General features: G+C 73.2%; 15 protein-coding genes and 1 pseudogene. 9 read left to right on the top strand and 7 right to left on the bottom strand.

What is annotated here, in order from left to right:
* From IEZ00_RS21375 to IEZ00_RS21365, 3 genes are all read right to left on the bottom strand, one after another.
* Nucleotides 1–985, bottom strand: a 985-nt coding sequence (locus IEZ00_RS21375) for a DNA polymerase III subunit beta family protein (RefSeq protein WP_229795962.1), incomplete at its 3' end; no start/stop codon positions are given.
* Nucleotides 986–1,060: 75 nt separating this feature from the next.
* Entirely contained in the window at nucleotides 1,061–1,402 is a 342-nt protein-coding gene (locus IEZ00_RS21370) for a PaaI family thioesterase (RefSeq protein ID WP_189225064.1), read from the bottom strand.
* An 85-nt stretch (nucleotides 1,403–1,487) separates the two neighbouring features.
* Nucleotides 1,488–2,354 carry an enoyl-CoA hydratase/isomerase family protein gene (locus tag IEZ00_RS21365; protein ID WP_189225063.1) on the bottom strand — a complete coding sequence of 289 codons (867 nt, stop codon included), beginning with the start codon at nucleotides 2,352–2,354 and terminating at the stop codon, nucleotides 1,488–1,490.
* 166 nt (nucleotides 2,355–2,520) lie between these two features.
* Here IEZ00_RS21365 and IEZ00_RS21360 point away from each other — a divergent pair, with 166 nt between their 5' ends.
* Together IEZ00_RS21360 and IEZ00_RS36915 are read left to right on the top strand one after the other, a co-directional pair.
* The gene (locus IEZ00_RS21360) at nucleotides 2,521–3,096 is read left to right on the top strand and encodes a TetR/AcrR family transcriptional regulator (RefSeq protein ID WP_189225062.1); all 576 of its coding nucleotides are present in this window, start codon (nucleotides 2,521–2,523) and stop codon (nucleotides 3,094–3,096) included.
* A gap of 183 nt (nucleotides 3,097–3,279) precedes the next feature.
* Nucleotides 3,280–3,631: pseudogene (locus IEZ00_RS36915) on the top strand (alpha/beta hydrolase); the annotation flags it as partial.
* A 75-nt stretch (nucleotides 3,632–3,706) separates the two neighbouring features.
* On the opposite strand, the gene IEZ00_RS21355 reads toward IEZ00_RS36915, so the two are convergent.
* Nucleotides 3,707–4,150 (bottom strand): SPW repeat domain-containing protein, encoded by a 444-nt coding sequence (locus IEZ00_RS21355; RefSeq protein ID WP_189225061.1) that lies wholly within the window; start codon nucleotides 4,148–4,150, stop codon nucleotides 3,707–3,709.
* A gap of 363 nt (nucleotides 4,151–4,513) precedes the next feature.
* On the opposite strand from IEZ00_RS21355, the gene IEZ00_RS21350 reads away from it, so the two are divergent.
* From IEZ00_RS21350 to IEZ00_RS21320, 7 genes are all read left to right on the top strand, one after another.
* Nucleotides 4,514–5,095: a DJ-1/PfpI family protein gene (locus tag IEZ00_RS21350; protein ID WP_189225060.1), complete on the top strand. Its 582-nt coding sequence runs from the start codon at nucleotides 4,514–4,516 to the stop codon at nucleotides 5,093–5,095.
* Nucleotides 5,096–5,472: 377 nt separating this feature from the next.
* A complete protein-coding gene (locus tag IEZ00_RS21345; protein ID WP_306344690.1) occupies nucleotides 5,473–6,042 on the top strand; it encodes a YbaB/EbfC family nucleoid-associated protein in 570 nt (189 codons plus the stop codon).
* Entirely contained in the window at nucleotides 6,042–6,353 is a 312-nt protein-coding gene (locus tag IEZ00_RS21340) for a WXG100 family type VII secretion target (RefSeq protein ID WP_189225059.1), read from the top strand. The genes IEZ00_RS21345 and IEZ00_RS21340 overlap by 1 nt, the downstream gene beginning before the upstream one ends.
* Nucleotides 6,354–6,363: 10 nt before the next feature.
* Nucleotides 6,364–11,655, top strand: coding sequence for a WXG100-like domain-containing protein (locus IEZ00_RS21335; protein WP_229795965.1), 5,292 nt, complete (start codon nucleotides 6,364–6,366; stop codon nucleotides 11,653–11,655).
* Nucleotides 11,655–12,083 carry a hypothetical protein gene (locus IEZ00_RS21330; protein WP_189225057.1) on the top strand — a complete coding sequence of 143 codons (429 nt, stop codon included), beginning with the start codon at nucleotides 11,655–11,657 and terminating at the stop codon, nucleotides 12,081–12,083. The genes IEZ00_RS21335 and IEZ00_RS21330 overlap by 1 nt, the downstream gene beginning before the upstream one ends.
* Before the next feature lie 19 nt (nucleotides 12,084–12,102).
* Nucleotides 12,103–14,151, top strand: coding sequence for a YrhB domain-containing protein (locus IEZ00_RS21325; protein ID WP_189225056.1), 2,049 nt, complete (start codon nucleotides 12,103–12,105; stop codon nucleotides 14,149–14,151).
* Nucleotides 14,148–15,470 (top strand): ADP-ribosylglycohydrolase family protein, encoded by a 1,323-nt coding sequence (locus tag IEZ00_RS21320; protein WP_189225102.1) that lies wholly within the window; start codon nucleotides 14,148–14,150, stop codon nucleotides 15,468–15,470. The genes IEZ00_RS21325 and IEZ00_RS21320 overlap by 4 nt, the downstream gene beginning before the upstream one ends.
* Before the next feature lie 63 nt (nucleotides 15,471–15,533).
* Here the strand turns inward: IEZ00_RS21320 and IEZ00_RS21315 are convergent, their stop codons facing one another.
* The 3 genes from IEZ00_RS21315 to IEZ00_RS36910 all read right to left on the bottom strand — a co-directional run.
* Nucleotides 15,534–17,627, bottom strand: coding sequence for an eCIS core domain-containing protein (locus IEZ00_RS21315; RefSeq protein WP_189225055.1), 2,094 nt, complete (start codon nucleotides 17,625–17,627; stop codon nucleotides 15,534–15,536).
* Between the two features lie 171 nt (nucleotides 17,628–17,798).
* Nucleotides 17,799–18,818 carry an SMP-30/gluconolactonase/LRE family protein gene (locus IEZ00_RS21310; protein ID WP_189225054.1) on the bottom strand — a complete coding sequence of 340 codons (1,020 nt, stop codon included), beginning with the start codon at nucleotides 18,816–18,818 and terminating at the stop codon, nucleotides 17,799–17,801.
* Between the two features lie 58 nt (nucleotides 18,819–18,876).
* Nucleotides 18,877–19,735, bottom strand: an 859-nt coding sequence (locus IEZ00_RS36910; protein ID WP_229795961.1) for a PQQ-dependent sugar dehydrogenase, incomplete at its 5' end; no start/stop codon positions are given.

Genomic DNA, 19,735 nt, shown 5'->3' with positions numbered 1-19,735 from the left:
CCGGTTCGCGCGGCCCCGCGAGATCGAGCACCACGTCCGGGCCGACCGCGGTGCTGAGCGCGGGGTGCAGGGTGGTGAGGGCGAACTCGACCCCGACCGCCGGGCCGGTGACCGCGGCGGGGATCGGGGCACCGGGCGTCCCCCGCGCGGAAACGGTCACCGCGGCGCCGAGGACGTCGAGCCGGACCCGGTGGTCCCGCTGCTCCTCCACGGCCCGCACCAGCGCGTTGCGGGAGACCACCACGCGGGTGCGCACGTCGGGCAGGGAGGCCAGCAGCAACCGGTGGTCGGGGAAGGGCTCCGCCAGGCTCCGGCACTCACGAGCATCCGCGCCGTCGCCCTGGAAACCGACCCGCCCGGCTCGGGCGCTCACCCGCAGCTCGTGCTGGCGGCGCGTCCACGGCAGCACCAGCCGCAGGTCGTCCGCGTCCACGGTCCGCGACCACTCCGCCTCGCTGGGCGCGGTCGGCACCAGGGTGCGGGTGGACAGCCGGTACCGGTCGGTCGCCGTGAGCACAACGCTGTCGGCGGACACCTCGACGTGCACCCCGTTGAGCACGGGCAGGTCCGGCTCGTGCGTTGTCGCGGTGAGGATCTGCTCGACCGCGGCTGTGAACACCACCCCGTTGACGCGCACGGACAGCGATGAGGTCCCGATCCCCAGCGCGGCCTTGACCAGCACCGCGGTTTCCCGCGCTTGCCGCACCCGGTGCGCCAGCCGCACCACGTGGTCGTCGATGATCCGGGCGGCGTCGCGGCCGTCGAGCACTTCGGCGATGGACTCCAGCGGCATGTCGATCTCGCGCAGCCTGCGGACCAGCACGGCGCGATCGACCTGCTCGGGCGCGTAGTAGCGGTAGCCGGAGGAATCGTCCACAGTGGCCGGTCGCAGCAGGCCCACGTCGGCGTAGAACCGCAGCGCGCTGGCCGTCAACCCGCTGGCGCGGGCGAAGGCGCCGATGGTGAGCAGCTCGGAGTTCGACACCGGCTCATCATCGGCCTTCGAGCAACCTGAAGGTCAACCCCGCTCAACCCCGGCTGTTCTCCGGGGGTGAGAAGATCAGCCCTCCTCCTCGGGTGCCCCGCGCCGGGCGGGGCGGTCGTTCGCACGCCTGATCAAGCACGTCGTCGTGCCGTGCGCCACGAGATGGCCGAACCTGTCGTGGATTCGCGCTTCGGCGGTCGCGGTGGACCTGCCGACGTGCACGGTGCGGCCCTCAGCGATGAGCTTCTGCCCGTCGGTCCGCACCGTCCGCACGTAGTTGACGTTGAGCTCCAGCGTCGTGACGATCGAGGACGGCGGCTGTTCCAGGGTCGAGCAGGCCCGCAGCAGCTCCAGCCCGCTCATGCTCGTGGGGTCCGGCGGGACGGAGTCGGGGCGGCGCTGCGGGGTGTCGGTCATCAGTCCTCCTCCTCGAACAGGATGCGGGGTGGGTGGTTTCCCGGCGACAGGCAGCGGGCCGCGCCCTCGCACTGGTCGCCGCGGGTCACGGGGTCGCCGCCGGGCTCGGGGCGTTGCCCGCGTGCGCGCTTTCCAGCTGACCGACCGCGGCCCCGAACGCCGCTTCGAGCGCGGAGTCCGTTTGCATCCCCGCGGCGAGCAGCGCCGCGATGCGGGCGCGCGTCTCGGGCAGCTTCAGCAGCCGGGCGAAGATGCGCAGGTCCTCGTTGACGGCGGAGGCTTCCGGGAGAGCTATCCGGTTCACCCGGCGTCGCGTCTGGGTGACGCCTTCGAGCGGGAACTTGGCGATGCGGCGGGCCAGCGCGTCCACGAACGGCCAGAGGTCGGCGTCGGGTAGCGCGCGGTTGACCCAGCCGTACCGCTCGGCCAGGTCGGCGGTGTGGTCGTCAGCGCTGAGCAGGACTTCCAGGGCGCGGGAGCGCCCCATGAGCCGGGTCAGGTGCTGGATCGCGCCCGCACCCGCGAGGAGGCCGACGCCGACCTCCATCTGGGTGAAGACCGCCTTCTCCCTGGAGGCGAAGCGCATGTCGCACGCCAGGGCGAATTCGCTGCCCGCCCCGCCGACGTGCCCGGCGATGACGGCGATCGAGACCTGGCTCAGGCCGCTGATGCGGCTGTACAGGTCCGCCGTCGTGGTGCCTGGCGCGAGCCGGGCGAGCTCCGCGTTCAACTCCTTGATCCGGGTCACGTCCAGGTGGGCGGAGAAGTAGCGGGGCACCGCGCTGTCGAAGACCACCACGCGGATCTCGTCCGGGGCGGACTCCAGGTGGCGCACGATGCTCACCAGGTCATGGGCGAGCTCAGGGCCGATCAGGTTCAACGGCGGGTGGTCGAGGGTCGCGAACAGCACGTGGTCCTCGACGCGGGTCCGGATCGCCGTGAGGGATTGCATTCCGCCGCCCTTCAGGGGGTCTTCAGCTGGGTGGTCCGAGCACTGCCGAGAGCTCACCGCAGCGCGGTTACCGCTCCTTACCTGCAGTAATTTTGGGAACCGATGTTCCTGAAGTCAGGCTAGCCACTTCGAGAACCGGAGGTCAAGAAGTCGGTAGGATGGGCGCATGGCCCGGACCGGTCGCCCGCGGGAGTTCGACGAGAGCGTGGCCGCACGCGAGCTGACCCGCGTGTTCTGGGAGAAGGGCTACCACACGACGTCGATCCAGGACCTCGTCGACGCCACCGGGGTGCAGCGCAACAGCCTCTACGGCGTCTTCGGCAACAAGAAGGCGCTGCTGCTGGTCGCGCTGGCGCAGTACCGCGCTCAGGTGACGGAAGTGCTGGAGCGCCTGCAGCGGGAAGCACCGGTGCTGCCCGCCCTGCGCCACTTCCTGACCTTCCCGCTGGACCCGTCGCGCGCCCTCAACGGCTGCCTGCTCGGCAACACCACGGTCGAGGTCTCGGGCCAGGACGAGGACATCCACGCCGCCGTCCGCGACAACTTCGCAGCGCTGGAACGGGCACTGCGGCTGGCGCTGGAGCGGGCGCACCGATCCGGCGAGCTGCCCCCGCGCGACGCCGCGACGCAAGCGCGGATGCTGATGGCGGTCCAACAAGGACTCCAGGTCATCTCGCGCGCGACCGACGACCCGACCCGTTCCGCCGCGGCGGTGGACGCCGTGCTCGACAGCCTGCGCTGAGCTCGGCGGAAACCCGTTGGTGAACGCGGGGCGACCACCGCTAGTCTCGCGGAGGCCGTGCGAGGAACGAGGGAGGTGGTACCCGTGAACGCTGTACCGACGCGGGTGCTCCCCTCCGGGGTCACGGTCGGACGATAGGTCGTCCGGGAGCGCCGTTCACGAGCACTCCCGAAAGGCACGACCATGCGCTTCGGTTCCCAACGCCGTCTCGATGACGGTGTCCTCGAACGCGACTTCACCCTCGGCGAGATCCCCGGCCTCCTGTGGACGCCCGCCTCCGCCCCGGCCCCGCTGATCCTGCTCGGCCACCCCGGTGGACTGCGCGGGATGTACCCCCGGCTCGCGGCCAGGGCCCGGCACTGCGCGGCGGAGGGCTTCGCCGCGGCCACCATCGAACTGCCCGGCGGCGGTGAGCGGCCCCGTTCCGCGACCGCCGAACGGGCTCGCGCCGACCTGCGCCGGGCGCTGGACGCGGGCGGGCCGGTCGACGACGGGATCGTCGACCGGCTGGGCCCTGCCCCTGGTCGACCAAGCCGGCGTCCCGTCCTTCGAGGGGGACGACGCGAACCGGTTCTTCGCCCGCCACCTGAGGTGAGACCCGGCCGCCCGCTCAGGGCCGATCGCGCAACCGGAGGCGTGGCCCGCGCCGCAGCGCCGCGGCCGCCGAGCTCAGCGTCGCGAGCACCACGACAGCACCGGTGACGGAGTCGTTGGCGGCGGCATGACCCGCTACCGGGTAGCGGGTCACCAGCGGAGCGACCACCAGCCAGGCCCCGACCGCGAACAGCACCGGGAGCAGCCACGGCGTCTCCCGAGGCGCCATGGCGTGGACCAGCGAGCACACCAGGACCACGGAGCCCGCGAGCACGGAGGTCCAGTGCCGGTCGAAGCCGTCCTCAGCGCTCTGGTAGCGCAGCGCGAAGGGGGCCATGACCAGCCACAGGCCCGCCAGGAAGCTCGCCACGGCCGCGCCGTGCGCGATCGCGGGCGTGGTAGGCGCGGGCTGGGCCGCGGTGTCGCTACGGGGCTCCGCCCGGCGCGTTGTCCAGGACATCCGAGCCCTTCCTCCTCCGCGAGACTTGGCGGCCGCGCGCCGTTGCGCGGCCACCTCCGATCGTGCCACCGGAGGGCGGCGCGGAACCTGACGCTTACCTTGCGTTCCGCTTCGCGCCGGGCGCTCGGACGACCCGTCGCCCACGGCTGGGCGTCCCCCCTGTCCACCGCGCGGCCCAGGGGGCGGAGCCGTTCGGCGGTGCGGTACAGCCGATGGGTTACCGCTCTTGTGGGTGCGAACGTCCCCGTGCCAGGCTGGGGCGGATTGCCAGTGGAACCGCACACCGCCGACCGTCCCATGTGGACTGACCGTCCGGCCCGTCCCGGTGCCCGGTGGGGCGTCGAGCGGAAGAAGGGGGTGACCATGGCGCGAGTGCTGGTCCTGACCGCCGACGCCGCCGAGGAACTCGACACGATGTACCCGGTGTTCCGCCTGCGCGAGGGGGGACACGAGGCGATCGTGGCCGCGCCGACGACGCGCCCGGTGAAGCTCGTGGTCCACGACTTCGAGCCGGGCTGGGACGCCTACACCGAGAAACCGGGGCACCTGCTGCCGGTGGACCTGGCGTTCGCCGAGGTGGCCCCCGAGGACTACGACGCACTGGTGATCCCCGGCGGCCGGGCGCCGGAGTACATCCGGACGGACCCGGACGTGGCCCGCGTCGTCGGGCACTTCTTCGACCGCGGGCTCCCGGTCGGCACGATCTGCCACGGCCCTCAGGTGCCCGCCGCGCTGGGACTCCTGCGCGGCCGCACCACGGCCGCCTACCCGCCTCTGAAGTTCGACGTGGAGCAGGCGGGCGCCACCTTCGTGGACGGGCCCGACGTCGTGGACGGCGTGATGGTGTCCTGCCGGGGCTGGCCCGACCTGCCCCTGTGGTCCCGCGCGTTCACGCAGGTGCTGGAGAAGTCGTGCGGCACGCCAGAACTCGACCGCGCGGACTGACCTCCCGATTCCCCCTTGGATGGAATCACCCGGCCAGTGCGCTCGCACGCGGGTCTTCACGGAGGTGTGGCGCGATTCCCCCGACCGAGTGAAGTCGTCGGGCACGTGACGGGCTGGATCACGGGTAGGCGCTCGTCGAACGTGGCGCGCAACCGCTGGGCGGTGCGGCTGCTCGACAGCCGGCCGACCGAGCGCCGGACGAGCGCGCCTGGTCCACGCGCCGGTCGAGAAACCTCCCTGTCGGTGACGGGCCGTTCGACAGCGGCGCGGTGAGTTCCGCGAAGTCCGCCCGCTGATCCGTGGGCTCGCGCACGTCGTCCCGGCGGTGCCGATAAGGTCCATGCTCACACCGACGCGCACTCAGGGGGGACCTGGCCATGTCGGGCGATGACCGCGCGCGCCTCGAGGCGCGCAACGCCGCCATGAAGGAGCAGGTGCACAGCCTGCTGGACACCTTCACCAGGCAGACGGAGATGCTGCGCGACGCCCAGGCGGCGGCCGCGCTGACGACCGCCTCGTTGACGTCCGAGGACGGGCTGGTGCGGGCCACCGTGGACTCCGGCGGTGTGCTCACGAACCTGGAGATCACCCCGTCCGCGTTCGACCGGTCGACACCGGAGGCGCTCGCGCGGACCGTGGTGCGGCTCGCCCGCGAAGGCGCGGCGCAGGTCAGGCAGCAGGTCGCGGAGCTGATGTCGCCGCTGACCGAGGACCTGCCCGACCTGGCGGACCTGGTCGAGGGCGCGCCGTCGCTGTCGGCGCTGATCCCGAAGTTCGAGGCGCCGCCCGCGCCCCCGTCCCCGGCCGACGACGGGTCCTTCGAGGACCGGAGCGTGCTCAGCCTGCCCCGGGAGGCGACGCCCCCGCCCCCGCCTCCGCCCCGCGGCACCGCCGCTCCAGCAGATGACGACGAGGCACCGCAGTCCTGGCTCAAGGGCGGCTACTGATGACCGGCTTCAGCATCGAGCCGGACGTCGCCGAGGACTCCGCCGCGCGGCTCGGCTCGGCGGCCGACCAGCTCGAAGCGGCCCGCCGGGCGCTGGTCGACGCGCTCGCCGCCTGCGGCGCGTGCTGGGGCGGTGACGAGTCCGGCCAGGAGTTCGCCAAGGACTACGTGCCCGGCGCGGACGGCGCGGTGGAGGCGTTCGGCTCCCTGGTCGAAGGCCTGCGCGGGATGCGCGGCAGCGTCGTGGACGCGATGACGACCTACCAGGCCGTCGAGGACGCCAACGCCGACAGCTTCACCCGCGAGGTCTGAGCCCGTGGGGATGGAGATACCCGACGAGGTCAAGTGGCTGCTGCCCATCGTCGTCGGCGAGAGCTGGCCGGAAGGCGACGAGGACCTGCTGCGCGACCTGCGGGACGCCTGGCACCGCGCGGCGGAGGCGATCCCGGACGTCAGCTCGACGGCGGACCAGGGCGCGTCGTCCGTCATCGGCGTGTGGACCGGCGAGAGCGCGGCGGCGTTCGAGCGGGCGTGGCGCGGGTACGTCGACGGCGACGAGGCGTACTTCACCTCGCTCACCGAGGCGTGCCGGGCGCTGGGTGACGCCTGCGACGCGACCGCGCTCGACGTCGAGTACACCAAGTACCTGATCATCGCGTCGCTGATCATGCTGGCGATCTCGATCGCGGCGATGATCGCGTCCGCGGCGGTGACGTTCGGCGCGTCGACCGCGGGCATCGTCCCGGCGCAGATCGCGACCCGGATGACCGTGCAGATGATCTTCCGGCAGCTGCTGCAGAAGCTCGCGCAGCAGGGCTTCAAGAAGGTCGCGCAGCAGGTCCTCCAGCGGGTGCTGCGCGAGGTGGCGACCAACGTCGCGGCCGGTGTCGCGCTGGACGCGGGCATCCAGGCCCTGCAGGTGGCCAGCGGCGACCGCAAGTCGTGGGACTGGGACAAGACCAAGGACGCCGCCGTGGGCGGCGCCGTCGAAGGGGTGGTCGGCGCGGCGTCCAACGCCGTGCCGGGGGGCGCGACCCGCGGACTGTCCGGCAGCGTGGGCGGGGAGGCCGTCGACAGCGCCGTGCGCGCCGCCACCCGTGGCGCGGTGGAGGGCGCGGTCACCACCGTCGGCGAGGCGGCCGTGACCGGGAACCTCGACCAGCTGTCCGCGAAGGACGTGCTGATGGGCGCGTCCAGCGGTGCGGTCGATCGTGCGACGGGTGGCACGACGGACCCGCCGAACCGCATCAGCACACCGTCCTCGGACGACGTGAGCGGGGCAGGCGACGCGGACGCGCCGAGCGCACCGGAAGTGCCGGACCGACCCGCGTCCCGGTCCACCTCGGACTCCACGACGCAGGCTTCGGCGCTCGCCCCCGCGCTGGACCGGCCCGCCGACCAGGACGCACCCGCGTCCACCACTTCGACCACACCGGCCTCCACCGCGCAGGCGACCGCAGCACCGGCTTCCCCCAGCCCGTCGTCCACCGCGCAGGCCGCGTTCTCCGGGCCGGGCGCATCGGCTCCGTCCGGCGGTTCGGCCCCGGCGTCCTCGGGAACGGGTTCGTCCGGTGGTTACGGACGCGCGCCCGCGGCACCCCAGGGTGGGGGTTACGGGATGGCCCCCGCACCCGCGCAGCACGGCGGCTTCGGCCCGCAGGGCCACCACTCCGACGCCGGACGCGCGGGCAACCTCTCGGCAGCGGGCACGTCGGGCCAGTACGCGCCGCCGCGCTTCGAGCAGTCCGCGCCACCGCCACGCCAGGACGGTCCGCCCGCGCAGCACGGCGGCCTGCCCTCGAACCAGGCGGGCGGGCCGCCGCCGCGCTTCGACCAGGCCCCTCCGCCGCGTGGCCCGATGAGCGGCCCGATGGGCGCGCCACCACAGGCGTACCCGCCGCCGCCCCAGAACACGCCACTCCAGAGCACGCCACCTCAGCACGGCGGCTCCCAGTACGGCGGTCCACAGCACGGCGGTCCCCAGCACACCAACCCCCAGTCCGCGCCGCCGCAGGCACCCCGTCCCGGCGGTTTCGAGGCCGTCCCGCGTCCGCAGGGTGCGCACAACGCGCCCTTCCACGCTCCGCCTGCCCAGGGCAACTTCCCCGGCGCACCACCACTTCCGCCGCAAGGCATGCCCCAGCAGCGGCCGTACCCCGGCGGCTTCCACAACGCGCCGCCAAGGCCCTTCACCGCTCCGCCGCCACACCACGCACCCCAAGCGGCGCCACCGCACGGCACTCCGCAGGCCCGTCCCCAGCAAGGCCCGCCGCCCAACGCCCCCGCGGCCTTCCCCACCGCGCCGCCACCCGGCCGACCGCAGGGAATGCCGCCGCGACACCACACACCTCAGCAGCCCCCGGCCCGACCGGTCGGCCCGGTGACGCCGCCGCCGCGAGGTCCGCAGCCGCAGCGCCCCGTCCCCGGCACGCGGGGGCCGCTGGAACCCCCGCAGCGCGTCGCCCCACCCCCTGCGGGCAACGCGGCGGATCGGCCACCGACGGCTCGCCCCGTCGCGCCCGCCAGTGGTGCGCCGCGCACCGACCAGCCGGTGGCGGGCCGGCCACCGGCCCCCACCGATGGCCCGCCCCGCACGGACCGGTCGTCGACCGCAGGGGTGGCGCCGGGCGACACGGTGGCGCGCGCGACCAACCCACCGCACCCCGACAGCCCCGCGACGGAGCCCCCGGCGCCCGCCGGTGGCCCGACCACGGATGACGCGCAGGCCACCAACTCGCGCCCGCAGGACGCCGACCAGCGCCCGGTGGACGCGGCCGAGCAGGCCACCCCGGAAGCCCTGCCCGACCCCCTGCCCGACCCCGTGCCCGACCCCGAAGCCGACCGGACACCGCAGGACACCGGGCCCGACGGACCGCAGCCGGACCCGGCTGAGAGCGGAACGGCCGGGCCCGACGAGGACTACCTGTTCGACCCGGACCACCGCGCCACCGCCGCCGACAACGCCGCCCTGTTCAGGACGATCGACGACGATCGGCGCAAGCAGATCGAGTCCAACGCGCTGGCCAACCGCGACGCCTCGGACTCCCTCAGCGGACTCTCCGACGAGGGCGCGATCGCGCTGTACACCTACACCGGGCACGACATCTTCGCCGCCGCGAACACCGCGCACCGCCTCGGACCGGAGGCCAAGGACGGGGACTTCGCCACCGCCCAGCTCCAGATCCGGGCGATCGTGTCGGCGATCAACGAGCTCCCGCCCGCCGAACTCGACCTGGTGCGGGGCATCAACGTGGGGGGGAACCCCGCGCTCGCGAAGCTCATCGCCGACCAGTACGTGCCCGGCCGCACGACCGTCGAGCCGACCGTGGTCAGCGCTTCGATCAAGGAGTCGCCGGACTTCGTGTCGAGGTTCGGCGAGGACGTCGAGATCCACATCCAGGCCAAGACCGCCCGCGACATCCACGAGCTGTCCCAGAACGACGGCGAGCGCGAGGCGGTCTCCAAGCCCGCCACCCAGTGGTACACCCACGAGAAGGAGGTCGTCCGGGTCGAACACGGCGGGACGCTCCGGCAGAAGGTGGTCATCCGCGTCGAAGAGGTCCTGCCCGGCGATCCCCGCTACCTCGACCGGGACGCCGCCGAGCGTGAGATGGCCGACCGGCGGGCCGCCAACCGGGCCACCAAGCCGCTGTTCGACGCGGCCTACGAGAAGTCGCTGCGCGAACGCCTGGGCGGACCGGTGGCGCCGGAAACGCCGGATGCACCCGACAAGACCGCGCAGCCGGACAGAACCGAGCAACAGGACAGCGAAGCGCAGTCCCAGAGCAACGTCATCACCGACCGGCTCAGCGGCAAGGGCTACGCGGGCGCGGACGCCTCCGGCGGTCCGCTCCCCCACACCGCGCCCACCGGCGGCCACGACTGGTCGCCGCTGGCACGGGCCACCAACCCGCCCGCCGAAGCCGCGATCCACGCCGACACGGCCAACGCCAACCAGGCAGCCGGGTACGTCGCCGAGCGGCACCCGCACCTGGCGGGCGTGAACCCGCGCTTCCACGACGCGGACGCGTTCGAGCGGGGCTACCAGACCAACTGCACGCGCGGTGTCGTCGCCAGCGCCCTGCGGCGGGCCGGGGTGGACGTCGAGGCGGGGCCGCTGCGTCCCGAGGACATGGCCGAGATGGGCACGCTGGACTACGTGCGGGACCGGCTGGGCGGCGAGTGGCAGTCCCACGCCGGGTACGACGAGGTGATCCGCGCGATGCGCGAGCGGCCGCTGGACTCCCGCGCCGTGATCGCGGTGAAGTACCGGGGGCCGGACGGCGCGGAGTACGGCCACGTCGCGGAGGTCGTGCACACCGGTGAGGGCGTGGCGTTCGTCGACCCGCAGACCGGTTCGCTGATGCGGCTTCCGCATCCGCCGCTCCAACTCGACCTGCTGCCCTACGACCTGGACGAGGTCGCCGAACGGCACGCGAGGACCGAGAGCACCGGCGGTGTCACCGGCGACAGCGGCTACGGCACGGCGGCACCGGACGAGCGACCGCTCCCGACCCGCGAGGACGTCAACCGCTACCTCCACGAGCCGAGGGTCCAAGAAGCGATGCGGGTGGCCGACGCCATCAGCCACCGCGACCCGGACGCCAGGATCGCGGTGGACGGCGAGGAGGCGCACCTCGGCGAGGCCATCGCCGCGCTGCTGCCGCGCCACCCGGAGCTGGCCCGGCTCCTGCGGGACACGCCGTTCCTGGAGGACTCGCTGCTCGCCAGGCCGCAGACGCTGGCGAACCTGCTGCGGCACCCGGAGGCGATCGACGTCCTGCTGGACTGCGTCGACGAGGTCCGCGACCACGGGGAAGCCCCGGAGAACGACCAGGGGGCGCCCGCCGACGAGTCCGGCGGCGAGCCCGCCCCCGAGCAGGCGCTGCTCACACCCGAGCAGCGGGCCCTGTCCGATCGCGCCCGCGACCTCGCTCGGCGGGTCGACCCGGCCGAGCTGGTGCAGGACGGCTTCGACGCGGCGCGGAAGGACGACCCGGAGTACCAGCGGGAGTACTTGGACGAGCTGTACCGGGACTGGCGGACCAAGCAGGACAGGCTGCACGCGCTCGCGCACGCCGTCGCGGAGGCCAGTGGCGGCGTCGCCTTCTCCCGGCAGACCGAGAAGAGCCGGGTGCGCGCGGCGGACAAGATCGCCGAGTACCGGGGTGACGCCGCCAAGCTGACCGACCTGGTGGGCTCGAAGATCCAGTACGAGACGGTCGCCGACGCCTACGCGGGCCTCGGTGCGCTGCTCGACCGGATCGCGCGGGAGGGCTCCGGCGTGAGCGTGGTGAAGTTCCGGGACCGGTTCCTCAACCCCCAGGACAGCGGCTACCGCGACCTGCAGCTCAGCGTGCGGCTGGAGCTGGACGACGGCACGTCCCACGTCGCCGAGCTGCGCCTGCACGTCGTCGCGATGGACGAGGTGGCGGACTTCGAGCACGCGCTGTACGAGGTGCGCCGGGACTTCCAGGCGTTGGCCGACGATCGCGGTCGTACGATGACCGGGGAGGAACGGGCTTTGATCGGATCGATCCTGGCACGCGAGAGGCGGCTGTTCGGCGAAGCCTTCGCACGGGCGCGAGGAACCGCCGGGGGCGGTGATCGGTGATGGCGCGGACCCCGGCCTACTACGAGTACTACGGGTCGCCCTTCCTCCTCGACACCGATCCGGCGGGCAACTGGGTCGGCTTCCGGTTGAACACCGAGACCGGCGAGTTCGAGCCAGACAACCGGCCCGTCGCCGAGGTCCTGCTCGCCACGTCGTCCGGTGAGATCTCCCCGCTCGACCGCGAGGAGTTCATCTGGCAGACCGAGCGGGAGCGCGGCAGGCTGCGCGGCGAGGGCGCCGTCTTCGCCCTGTACGAGACGGTCGACGCGATCTACGCGCGGGCGCGCGCCGAGGGCCGCCGCTCGATCGACGACGATGAGCTGGCGCTGGTCCGGTCGATCCGAAGGCGGACCTTCAAGATGTGGGAAGACGAAGCGGCGCGTCGGGCGGCGGGCGAACCGCCGTCGTTCACCGTGGCGCGGTCATGACGGGGAAGGGTTGAGCCGGGTGGAAGCCGCGGAGGCGGTCGCCAAGGTCGAGCAGTGGCTGAGCGCGGTGCAGGGGGCGCGGGAGCCGCGTCTGCGGGTGGAGCGGGAGAAGGTGCGCCGCGTCCCCGAGGGCTGGTCGGTGCCGTACAACTCGGTGGCGTTCCTGGACGGCGGCGACGCGGGCAAGCAGATCTTCCCCCCGCCCCGGCTGGTGGTGCGCGAGCCGGACGGCGCGCTGCGCGAGCCGAGCCCCCGTCCCGGCGGGGTGAGCATCCCGGCCCGCACGCCCGGCCAGGGCTACTGGGAGGAGCTCATCGACCCGGAGTTCACCGCGTCCGGCCTGGGCCACCTCGGCGTGCCGGAGCTGGCGATCGGCGGGTGGCGGTGGGTCGGGCCGGACGGCACCCGCGGCGCGGAGCGGGAGAACCCGCGGTACCGCAGCGGTCCGCTGCGCATCGGCTACGGCAGGCCGGTCAACGAGCTGGAGTGGATGCTGCTGTTCGCCGACGTCGACTGGTTCGACCGCGAGCGGCTGCTCACCGGGTTGACGCAGGTCGAGGTGCTGGTGCCGCACCACGGGCAGCGGGTCGGACCGGACACGCCGTCGCTGGAGGTGTACTCGTCCACGGGCTGGCTCGACCCGATGACCACGGCGTGGCGCCGGGTCGACCTCGCGACGCTGGTCGCCGAGCTGCCCCAGCAGCTGACGCTGCGCTTCTACGGACCGGGGCAGCACTACCCGTTCCTGGTGTCCGACGTGGTGGCGGCGCTGCGGAAGTTCCCCCGCGTCCGGCCGCCCGTGGACGTCCTGGAGTCCCGCTTCGAGATCAGTCCCGAGGTTGCCCGGCTGGTGGAGGAGACCGCCGCGGAGTTGGGCCTGCCCTCTCCCGTCGAGCCGCCCACGCACGCGGCTCTGTACGCGCGGATCAACGGCTTCGAGCTGACCGACGACGAGATCCGGCGGACCGTCATCGGCAAGTCGTGGCGCAAGTTGGTGTCCGAGACCGAGGACCCGAGCCGCTGGCCGACCGACCTCGCCGCGAACGGCCTGCAACCGGCGTACGGCGACGACGGCCGGATCGAGCCGATCGTCGACCGGTGCGGCAAGTACTGCTCGGACGCGCCGCAGGGCTACCGCCACGGCTTCCGGCGGATCAGCGGCGCGTACGTGGGGTTCGCGCTGGGGGAAGCGCTTGCCATCAGCGGCGGCGACGGGCCGCTGCGGATCGGTCCGCTGACCCAGCGGCTGCTGTTCCTCACCGAGGGCGTGATCCGCGGCCGGTCCGACCTGGCGGCCGGCGCGACCGGAGGTCTGCTGCGCTGGCTGCACACGCAGGGCGACACCGTGCCGGGGGAGGTCGACGGGTGGCTGGTGCAGGTCCCCGACCTCTACGCCGACAGCCTGCCCGACCCCGACGAGCTGGCCGCGATCCGCGAGCTGGCGATGGGCAGGCCGGGCACCGGGTCCGGTTCGGCCGCGCTGCTGGCCGCCCTGCCCGCCGCGGTGACCACGGGCGTGCCCGCGGTGGAGCACAACGCCGGGGCCACCGCGCGGCTGATCGCCGGAGTCACCCACCAGCCTGGCGTGGACCTCGACGCGGCCGAGTACCTGGCCGAGGTGTTCGACCGGATGCTGACCAAGCTCCGCCTGCCGCCCACGGTGTGGGTGGCGGGGACCGAGCCGGGTCTGAAGGACCTCGGCGTGCGGGACGCGCTGCCCGACTACGCCCGCTTCGGCCTGCCGGAGGTGCTCGACCCCAAGGACTTCGGCTCCGGGCACGACTCGCTGACCGTGCTGCGCCACGCGTTCAGCGCGATCGCCGGGTACGAGAACCAGCCGGAGGTCGCCCTGCGGCGCGCGGTCGGCCACTCCGGGCGCACCGCGCTCACCGGGGCGCTGGCCGGCGCGCTGATCGGCTCGCGCAACGGCATCCCCGGCCTGCCGTGGGTGGAGCGGCTGGAGCTGCGGTACCTGGTGGAGAACGTGGCGACCGACGCGTACCGGCACTTCAACCGGTCTTCACCGCTGAACATGGGCTACTGGACGGAGAGGTACCCCACGTCGTGACCGAGTTCCTCGACGACACCGACCTGGCGGCGCTGGCCGCGCTGCTGCGCCGCCAGCGCGCCGCCGACGCGCGGGAGACCGAGACACCCCCGGTGCGCACCCTGCGCGTGGAGCTGCACATCGGGGTGGACGCGGCGGGGCGGAAGTTCCTCACCCGCTCGCCCGCGTCCGCCGCCCCGGAAGCGCTGCTGGCCGGTCCCGGCCGGGAACGGGTGACCGGGGGCCACGAGGGTGGGAACCGGTGGCTGGACCGGAACCGGTGGCGCGGTTGCCTGCTGGCGGGCGCGGTCGCGGACGCGCTGGGCGCGCCGATCGAGTCCAAGCCGATGGACCAGGTCCGCGAGCTGGCAGGGCCCGCCGGGATCACCGGCATGATCCCGGCGTCGGACGGCGTCGGGCGGATCACCGACGACACCCAGATGACCCTGTTCACGATGGAAGGGCTGATCCGGGCGCACGCCCGGACCCGGCGCGGCGGCAAGGGCGATGTGGTCCACGCGCTGCAGATGGCCTACCAGCGGTGGCTGCACACCCAGGGCACGCCGTGGGCCAAGGCCCGCGGCCCTCGGGACACCACCGACTCCCCCACCGGCTGGCTGATCGGCGTGCGCGGGCTGTTCAAGCGTCGCGCACCGGGCGCCACGTGCTTCTTCGCCCTCCAGGACTACGGCACGACGGGGCGGACGGGGACCGTCGCGAACCCGGTGAACAACTCCAAGGGCTGCGGCGGCGTGATGCGCGCGGCCCCGGTCGCGCTGTGGTCCGACGACCCGGCCGAGGTCTTCGCGGTGGCCGCCGCGTCGGCCGCGATCACCCACGGCCACCCGAGCGGCTACCTGCCGGCGGGTGTGCTGGCGGTGATGGTGCGCAGCCTCCTGCACGGGGCGGACCTCCGCTCGGCGCTGGCGGACGGCCGGGCCCAGCTCGTCCGCTGGGAGCACCACGAGGAGACCTCCGCGGCGCTGGACGCGGCGGAGGCGCTGGCGGGTCCGCCCACGCCGGAGCGCGTCGCGTCGCTGGGCGACGGGGCGGTGGGCGAGTCGGCGCTGGCCATCGCGGTGTACTCGGCGCTGACGACCGACACGCTGAGCGCGGCCCTGCTGGCGTCGGTGAACCACGACGGCGACAGCGACTCCACGGGCGCGGTGTGCGGCAACATCGTCGGCGCCCTCTACGGGGAGGCGGCGATCGACCCGACGTGGTTGGCGCAGCTCGAACTGCGCGACGTGGTGGAGCGGCTGGCCGACGACGCGGCGGCCGAGTTCGGCCCCACCCCGCCGACCACCGAGGCGTGGACGGCGCGCTACCCGGACGACTGACGCCCCCGCGACCACGGGGTTGGCCCGCTCGGGCAGAACCCCGTGGTCCGGAGAACGGGACCGTCAGATCGCTTGGAGGTCGGTGATCTGGCTCACCGCCGTGGTGGGGTTGGTGGCCGCGTTCGAGTTGATGGGGTGCGCCATCGAGCGCTGCTCGACGACGAAGTAGTACCGGCGGGTGCCCGTGGTGGCGTTGACCGTGATCATCGTGGCCTTCACCCGGTTGCTGGGCCGCGGGTGGACGTGGCGCACGTCGCCCAGCTTCCGGTTGGCGCCGTAGACCGGGGAGGCCATGGTGGCGTCCGGGCTGTCGTCCAGCAGCTGCCGCCCCGCCACGAGCCGGGCCACCAGCACGTCGACCAGGTAGTCGTAGATCGGCTGGGCGTCCACCGTCGGCTGCTGCTGGCTCCTGGACGCCGCGAACGTGGTCTCCACGGCGGTCCCCAGGGGGGTCGCCCGCGTGGCGACCAGCCAGGCCAGCAGCAGTTTCGCGTCGTTGTCCGAGATGATCGTCATCGCCGCGTCCTGGGGGCTCAACTTCAGCATCACGTGGAAGTGGTGTTTCTTCGCCGGGTCCACCGCGGTCCGGCTGACCTCGTGCACGAGGTACTTGGCCTCCTGGAACAGCACGTGGGTGAGCATGGAGTTCAGGTTCGGCCCGGCCCGCAGCTGCCCGGCGGCCTGGTGCGCGGTCCGCCAGTTGTCGTTGATGTCGTTGACCAGCGCCGCCGCCCTGGTCCTGGCTTGGCGGTACATCCGCGCGTCGTTGTTGTTGGCGGGGTTCTCGAAGAAGTTGACGAAGTCCCGCTGCTGTTGCTGCGGAGTCTGGTTGGCCGCGGGTTCGCGCCCCACCTTGGCGTAGGGGGTCGAGACGTTGGTCTGGGTGACGAAGTTGGCGGGCGATGTGACCCCTTTCCGCGCCGTGGAGTGCGGCGGGTTGTCGTTCAGCCGGTACCGCCGTTCCGCGAGGCCGGCCAGCGACTGGTTGTAGCGGTCGATCATCTCCTTGACCGTGCCCGACCTGCTCAACGCGGTCCGGAGTTTGTTCCTGGCGGCGATGAGCGCCGGGCTCCGGTAGTCGGCGGTCGGCAGCGGGCCGTAGATCAGTTCGAGCGACGGCCGGTCGGGATCGCGGTCCATGCCCTCGATCTCCAGCTTGAACACCGGCAGACCGACAGCGGTGTCGCGCACGGAACGGGCGATCTCGACGCCGTTGGCCATCCAGGACTCCACCCTCAGCACCGTGTTGCCCATCTCCATCTCCAGGCCGGTGAGGTTGGCGTTGTCGAGGGTCGCGGGCTGCTGCCGTTGACCGGCCGGGAGGTTCGCGTAGTCCTGGATGTAGCTCTCCACCATCTCCCGCGTGACCGCGGGGTCCTCCACGAGTTGCCGCAACCGGGGCGTCGCGGCGGGGTCGAAGGAGTTGACGACGGCGTCGGGGTTCGCCCGGCCGCGTTGCAGTTCGAAGAACGCGATGAAGTCCGGGTCGTCCGCCAGGTCGTGCTGGGTCAGCAACCCGTCGAACTCGGTCATCGCCAGCCGCTGGACGGTCGGGTGGCCGTGCCCGGCGTGCGACTCCTCGGCCTGGCGCACCTCGGGCGGGGCACCCGCCATGACGCGGCGGGCGTTGGCCTCGGCGGCGCGCTCGAACGGGTCACCGGGATCGGACACCGCGATGCCGCTGCTCTGCGGGGTGGCCGGGACCGGGCCGCTGCGCTGCTGGATGACGTGGGTCAGCTCGTGGGCCAGGGTGTGCCGGTCACCGCCACCCTGGCCGATGACCACGTGGTTGCCCGAGGTGTAGGCGTGCGCGCCCAACTCGGAGGCGGAGCGCCGGGCGGCGGCGTCGGTGTGCACGCGGACGTCGGAGAAGTCGGCGCCCAGCCTGGCCTCCATCTCGGCCCGCACCGGCGCGTCCAGCGGCCTGCCGCCGGACCCCACCACGTCGTGCACGGCCGACCGCTGGACCGGGTGCTCGGTGTGCCCGGTCATCATCCTGGCCACGGCGGCGTTGCCGACCAGGCGCTGGAGGGCGAGCAGGTCGGACGGCTGGGACGAGCCCTGGTCCTGGCGGGCTTCCGGGCCGGAGTGCGCGTTCGCGGTCAGTCCGGCGGCCGGACGCTCGGGACGGCCGCGTTCGGTCTCGTGCGCGTGCATGGGGCCTCCCTGGAGCCGCACTCGGGTAGCTCCCCAGTGCCTACCGGTGCCCGGTCGCGGGAACCAGGGACCGACGGGCAGCACCGGGGGCAGCGCGTTGCCCTCATGCCCGCGTGGTCGACGCTCGACTCACGGGCGACCCGCCCTCGGATCGCCTCGGTGGTCGCTGCGTCAGTGGGGGTTCCCCGGCACGTTGAGGCGCGTCTGGTAGAGGCCGAACCCGCCACCGGGGACGCTGGAGGTGATGTACAGGGTCCGCCCGTCAGGGCCGCCGAAGGCCGCGTTGGTGGTGTTGCGGCCCGCGGAGATGGTGCCCAGCCGCTCCCCCGACGGGGCGAAGACGTGGATCAGTCCCTCGTCGTGGGAGGCCCAGTACACGTTGCCCGCGCAGTCGGTGGTGGCGCCGTCGGGTGTGCGGATGCTCGCGAACGCCGTGCGGTTGCCGGGGGTTCCGTCCGGGGAGACGGTGTACTTCACGATCGCGTTGCTGCCGAAGGCCCCCACGTAAAGCGTCGTGCCGTCGGGTGACAGGACGATGCCGTTGGGCTGCCGCAGGGTGTCGTCGACGAGGTCGACCGCGCCGTCGCGGACGCGGAACACGCCGGTCCGCCCGCCCTGCTCGTCGGCGCGGTTGCCGCGCTGGAAGGACGGGTCGGTGAAGTAGGTGGTGCCGTCGGGGCCGATGGTCAGGTCGTTCGGGGAGTTGAACGCGCGCCCGAGGTGGTCGGCCGCGACGGTCGTGCGCGTGCGGTCGGTCAGGCTGTAGGAGGAGACGGTGCGGTTGTCGTGGGTGGCGGCGAGCAGGCGCGCGCCGTCGTCGGTGACCGCCAGGCCGTTGCTGCCGGACTGGGCGATGAGCGTCTCGAAGGTGTCCGGTGGGGTGTACCGGAGCACCGCCGACGGCTGAACGCCTTGGGGGCCCGCGGGTTTCTGCATGTCGGACAGCAGCAGGGTGCCCGTTCGCCGGTCCCACGCGGGGCCTTCGAGGAAGGTGAACCCGCCTCGGACGAGCTCGGCGGCCACCGTCGGCGTCGGCAGCGGCGGGCCGTAGACCGCTCCGGGTGCGCACGGCGAAGCCGTCGCGGCGGCGGCGAGCGCGCCGGGCGCCGGGGGCGCGGCGCCCGCGATGACGATCGCCACCGCCGTCAACGCCCGCGCGCGGCGGCGACGCCGTGTCCTGCGGTCAGCCATGAGGGCTCCCTCCCGTGGTCGGGGAGGTCGCGGGGCGGTCGCCCGCCCCGCGACCGGTTCACGGTCCGAGTTCGACCTTGAGGATGCGTTCCCTGCTGTTGTTCGCGATGCTGTCCTTGTCGCCGCGGGTGCTGGTGGTCAACCACAGGCCGCCGTCGGCGGAGGGCTCCACGGTGCGCAGCCGCCCGTAGGTGCCGTTGAGGTACTGCTCGGCGTCGCCCAGCTCGTCACCGGAGATCTCGACCCGGTACAGCCGCGCCCCGCGCAGGCAGGCGATGTAGAGGGCGTCGCGCACCACGGCGATGCCGCTGCACGAGCCCTCGGCGACGGGGTAGGTGCGCTTGGGCGCGATGAAGCCGGGTTCGTCGCAGCTGCCGGTGGTGCCCTCGCAGAGGGGCCAGCCGTAGTTGCCGCCGCGGACGATCAGGTTGGTCTCGTCCACGCGGTAGTTGCCGAACTCCTGCTCCCACAGCCGCCCCTGGGAGTCGAAGGCCAGGCCCTGCGGGTTGCGGTGGCCGTAGCTCCACACCGGGTTGCCGAAGGGGTTGTCCGGGGGGATGGCGCCGTCGCGGTCGATGCGCAGGACCTTGCCCGCCAGGTTGTCCAGGTCCTGGGCGTAGTCGCCGTTCTGGCCGTCGCCGGTGGCGATGTAGAGCTTGCCGTCGGGCCCGAAGCGCAGTCGGCCGCCGTTGTGGTACTTGTTGCGCGGGATGCCGGTGAGCAGCACCTCCGGGGTGCCCCTGAGCGCGTCATTGGTGTAGTGGATGCGCACCACCCGGTTGTCGGTCTCGGTGGTGTGCATGACGTACAGCCAGGGGTCGGCGGTGAAGTCCTCGGCCACGGCGATGCCCAGGACCCCGCCCTCGCCGTCGGTGCCCGCCGCGTCGGGCACCGACCCGATGACGGTCTGCGTGCCG

The organism is Saccharothrix coeruleofusca (genome assembly GCF_014648515.1).
GTDB classification, from domain to species: Bacteria; Actinomycetota; Actinomycetes; order Mycobacteriales; family Pseudonocardiaceae; genus Actinosynnema; species Actinosynnema coeruleofuscum.
This window is presented reverse-complemented; position numbering and strand designations above follow the sequence as displayed.

Excerpts from the sequence above, each read along its gene's own strand:
- IEZ00_RS21365 (WP_189225063.1), bottom strand. The coding sequence starts at position 2,354 with ATGCAATCCCTCACGGCGATCCGGACCCGCGTCGAGGACCACGTGCTG.
- IEZ00_RS21370 (WP_189225064.1), bottom strand. The coding sequence starts at position 1,402 with ATGACCGACACCCCGCAGCGCCGCCCCGACTCCGTCCCGCCGGACCCC.
- IEZ00_RS21355 (WP_189225061.1), bottom strand. The coding sequence starts at position 4,150 with ATGTCCTGGACAACGCGCCGGGCGGAGCCCCGTAGCGACACCGCGGCC.
- IEZ00_RS21310 (WP_189225054.1), bottom strand. The coding sequence starts at position 18,818 with ATGGCTGACCGCAGGACACGGCGTCGCCGCCGCGCGCGGGCGTTGACG.
- IEZ00_RS21330 (WP_189225057.1), top strand. The coding sequence starts at position 11,655 with ATGGCGCGGACCCCGGCCTACTACGAGTACTACGGGTCGCCCTTCCTC.
- IEZ00_RS21360 (WP_189225062.1), top strand. The coding sequence starts at position 2,521 with ATGGCCCGGACCGGTCGCCCGCGGGAGTTCGACGAGAGCGTGGCCGCA.
- IEZ00_RS21345 (WP_306344690.1), top strand. The coding sequence starts at position 5,473 with ATGTCGGGCGATGACCGCGCGCGCCTCGAGGCGCGCAACGCCGCCATG.
- IEZ00_RS21335 (WP_229795965.1), top strand. The coding sequence starts at position 6,364 with ATGGAGATACCCGACGAGGTCAAGTGGCTGCTGCCCATCGTCGTCGGC.
- IEZ00_RS21340 (WP_189225059.1), top strand. The coding sequence starts at position 6,042 with ATGACCGGCTTCAGCATCGAGCCGGACGTCGCCGAGGACTCCGCCGCG.
- IEZ00_RS21350 (WP_189225060.1), top strand. The coding sequence starts at position 4,514 with ATGGCGCGAGTGCTGGTCCTGACCGCCGACGCCGCCGAGGAACTCGAC.
- IEZ00_RS21315 (WP_189225055.1), bottom strand. The coding sequence starts at position 17,627 with ATGCACGCGCACGAGACCGAACGCGGCCGTCCCGAGCGTCCGGCCGCC.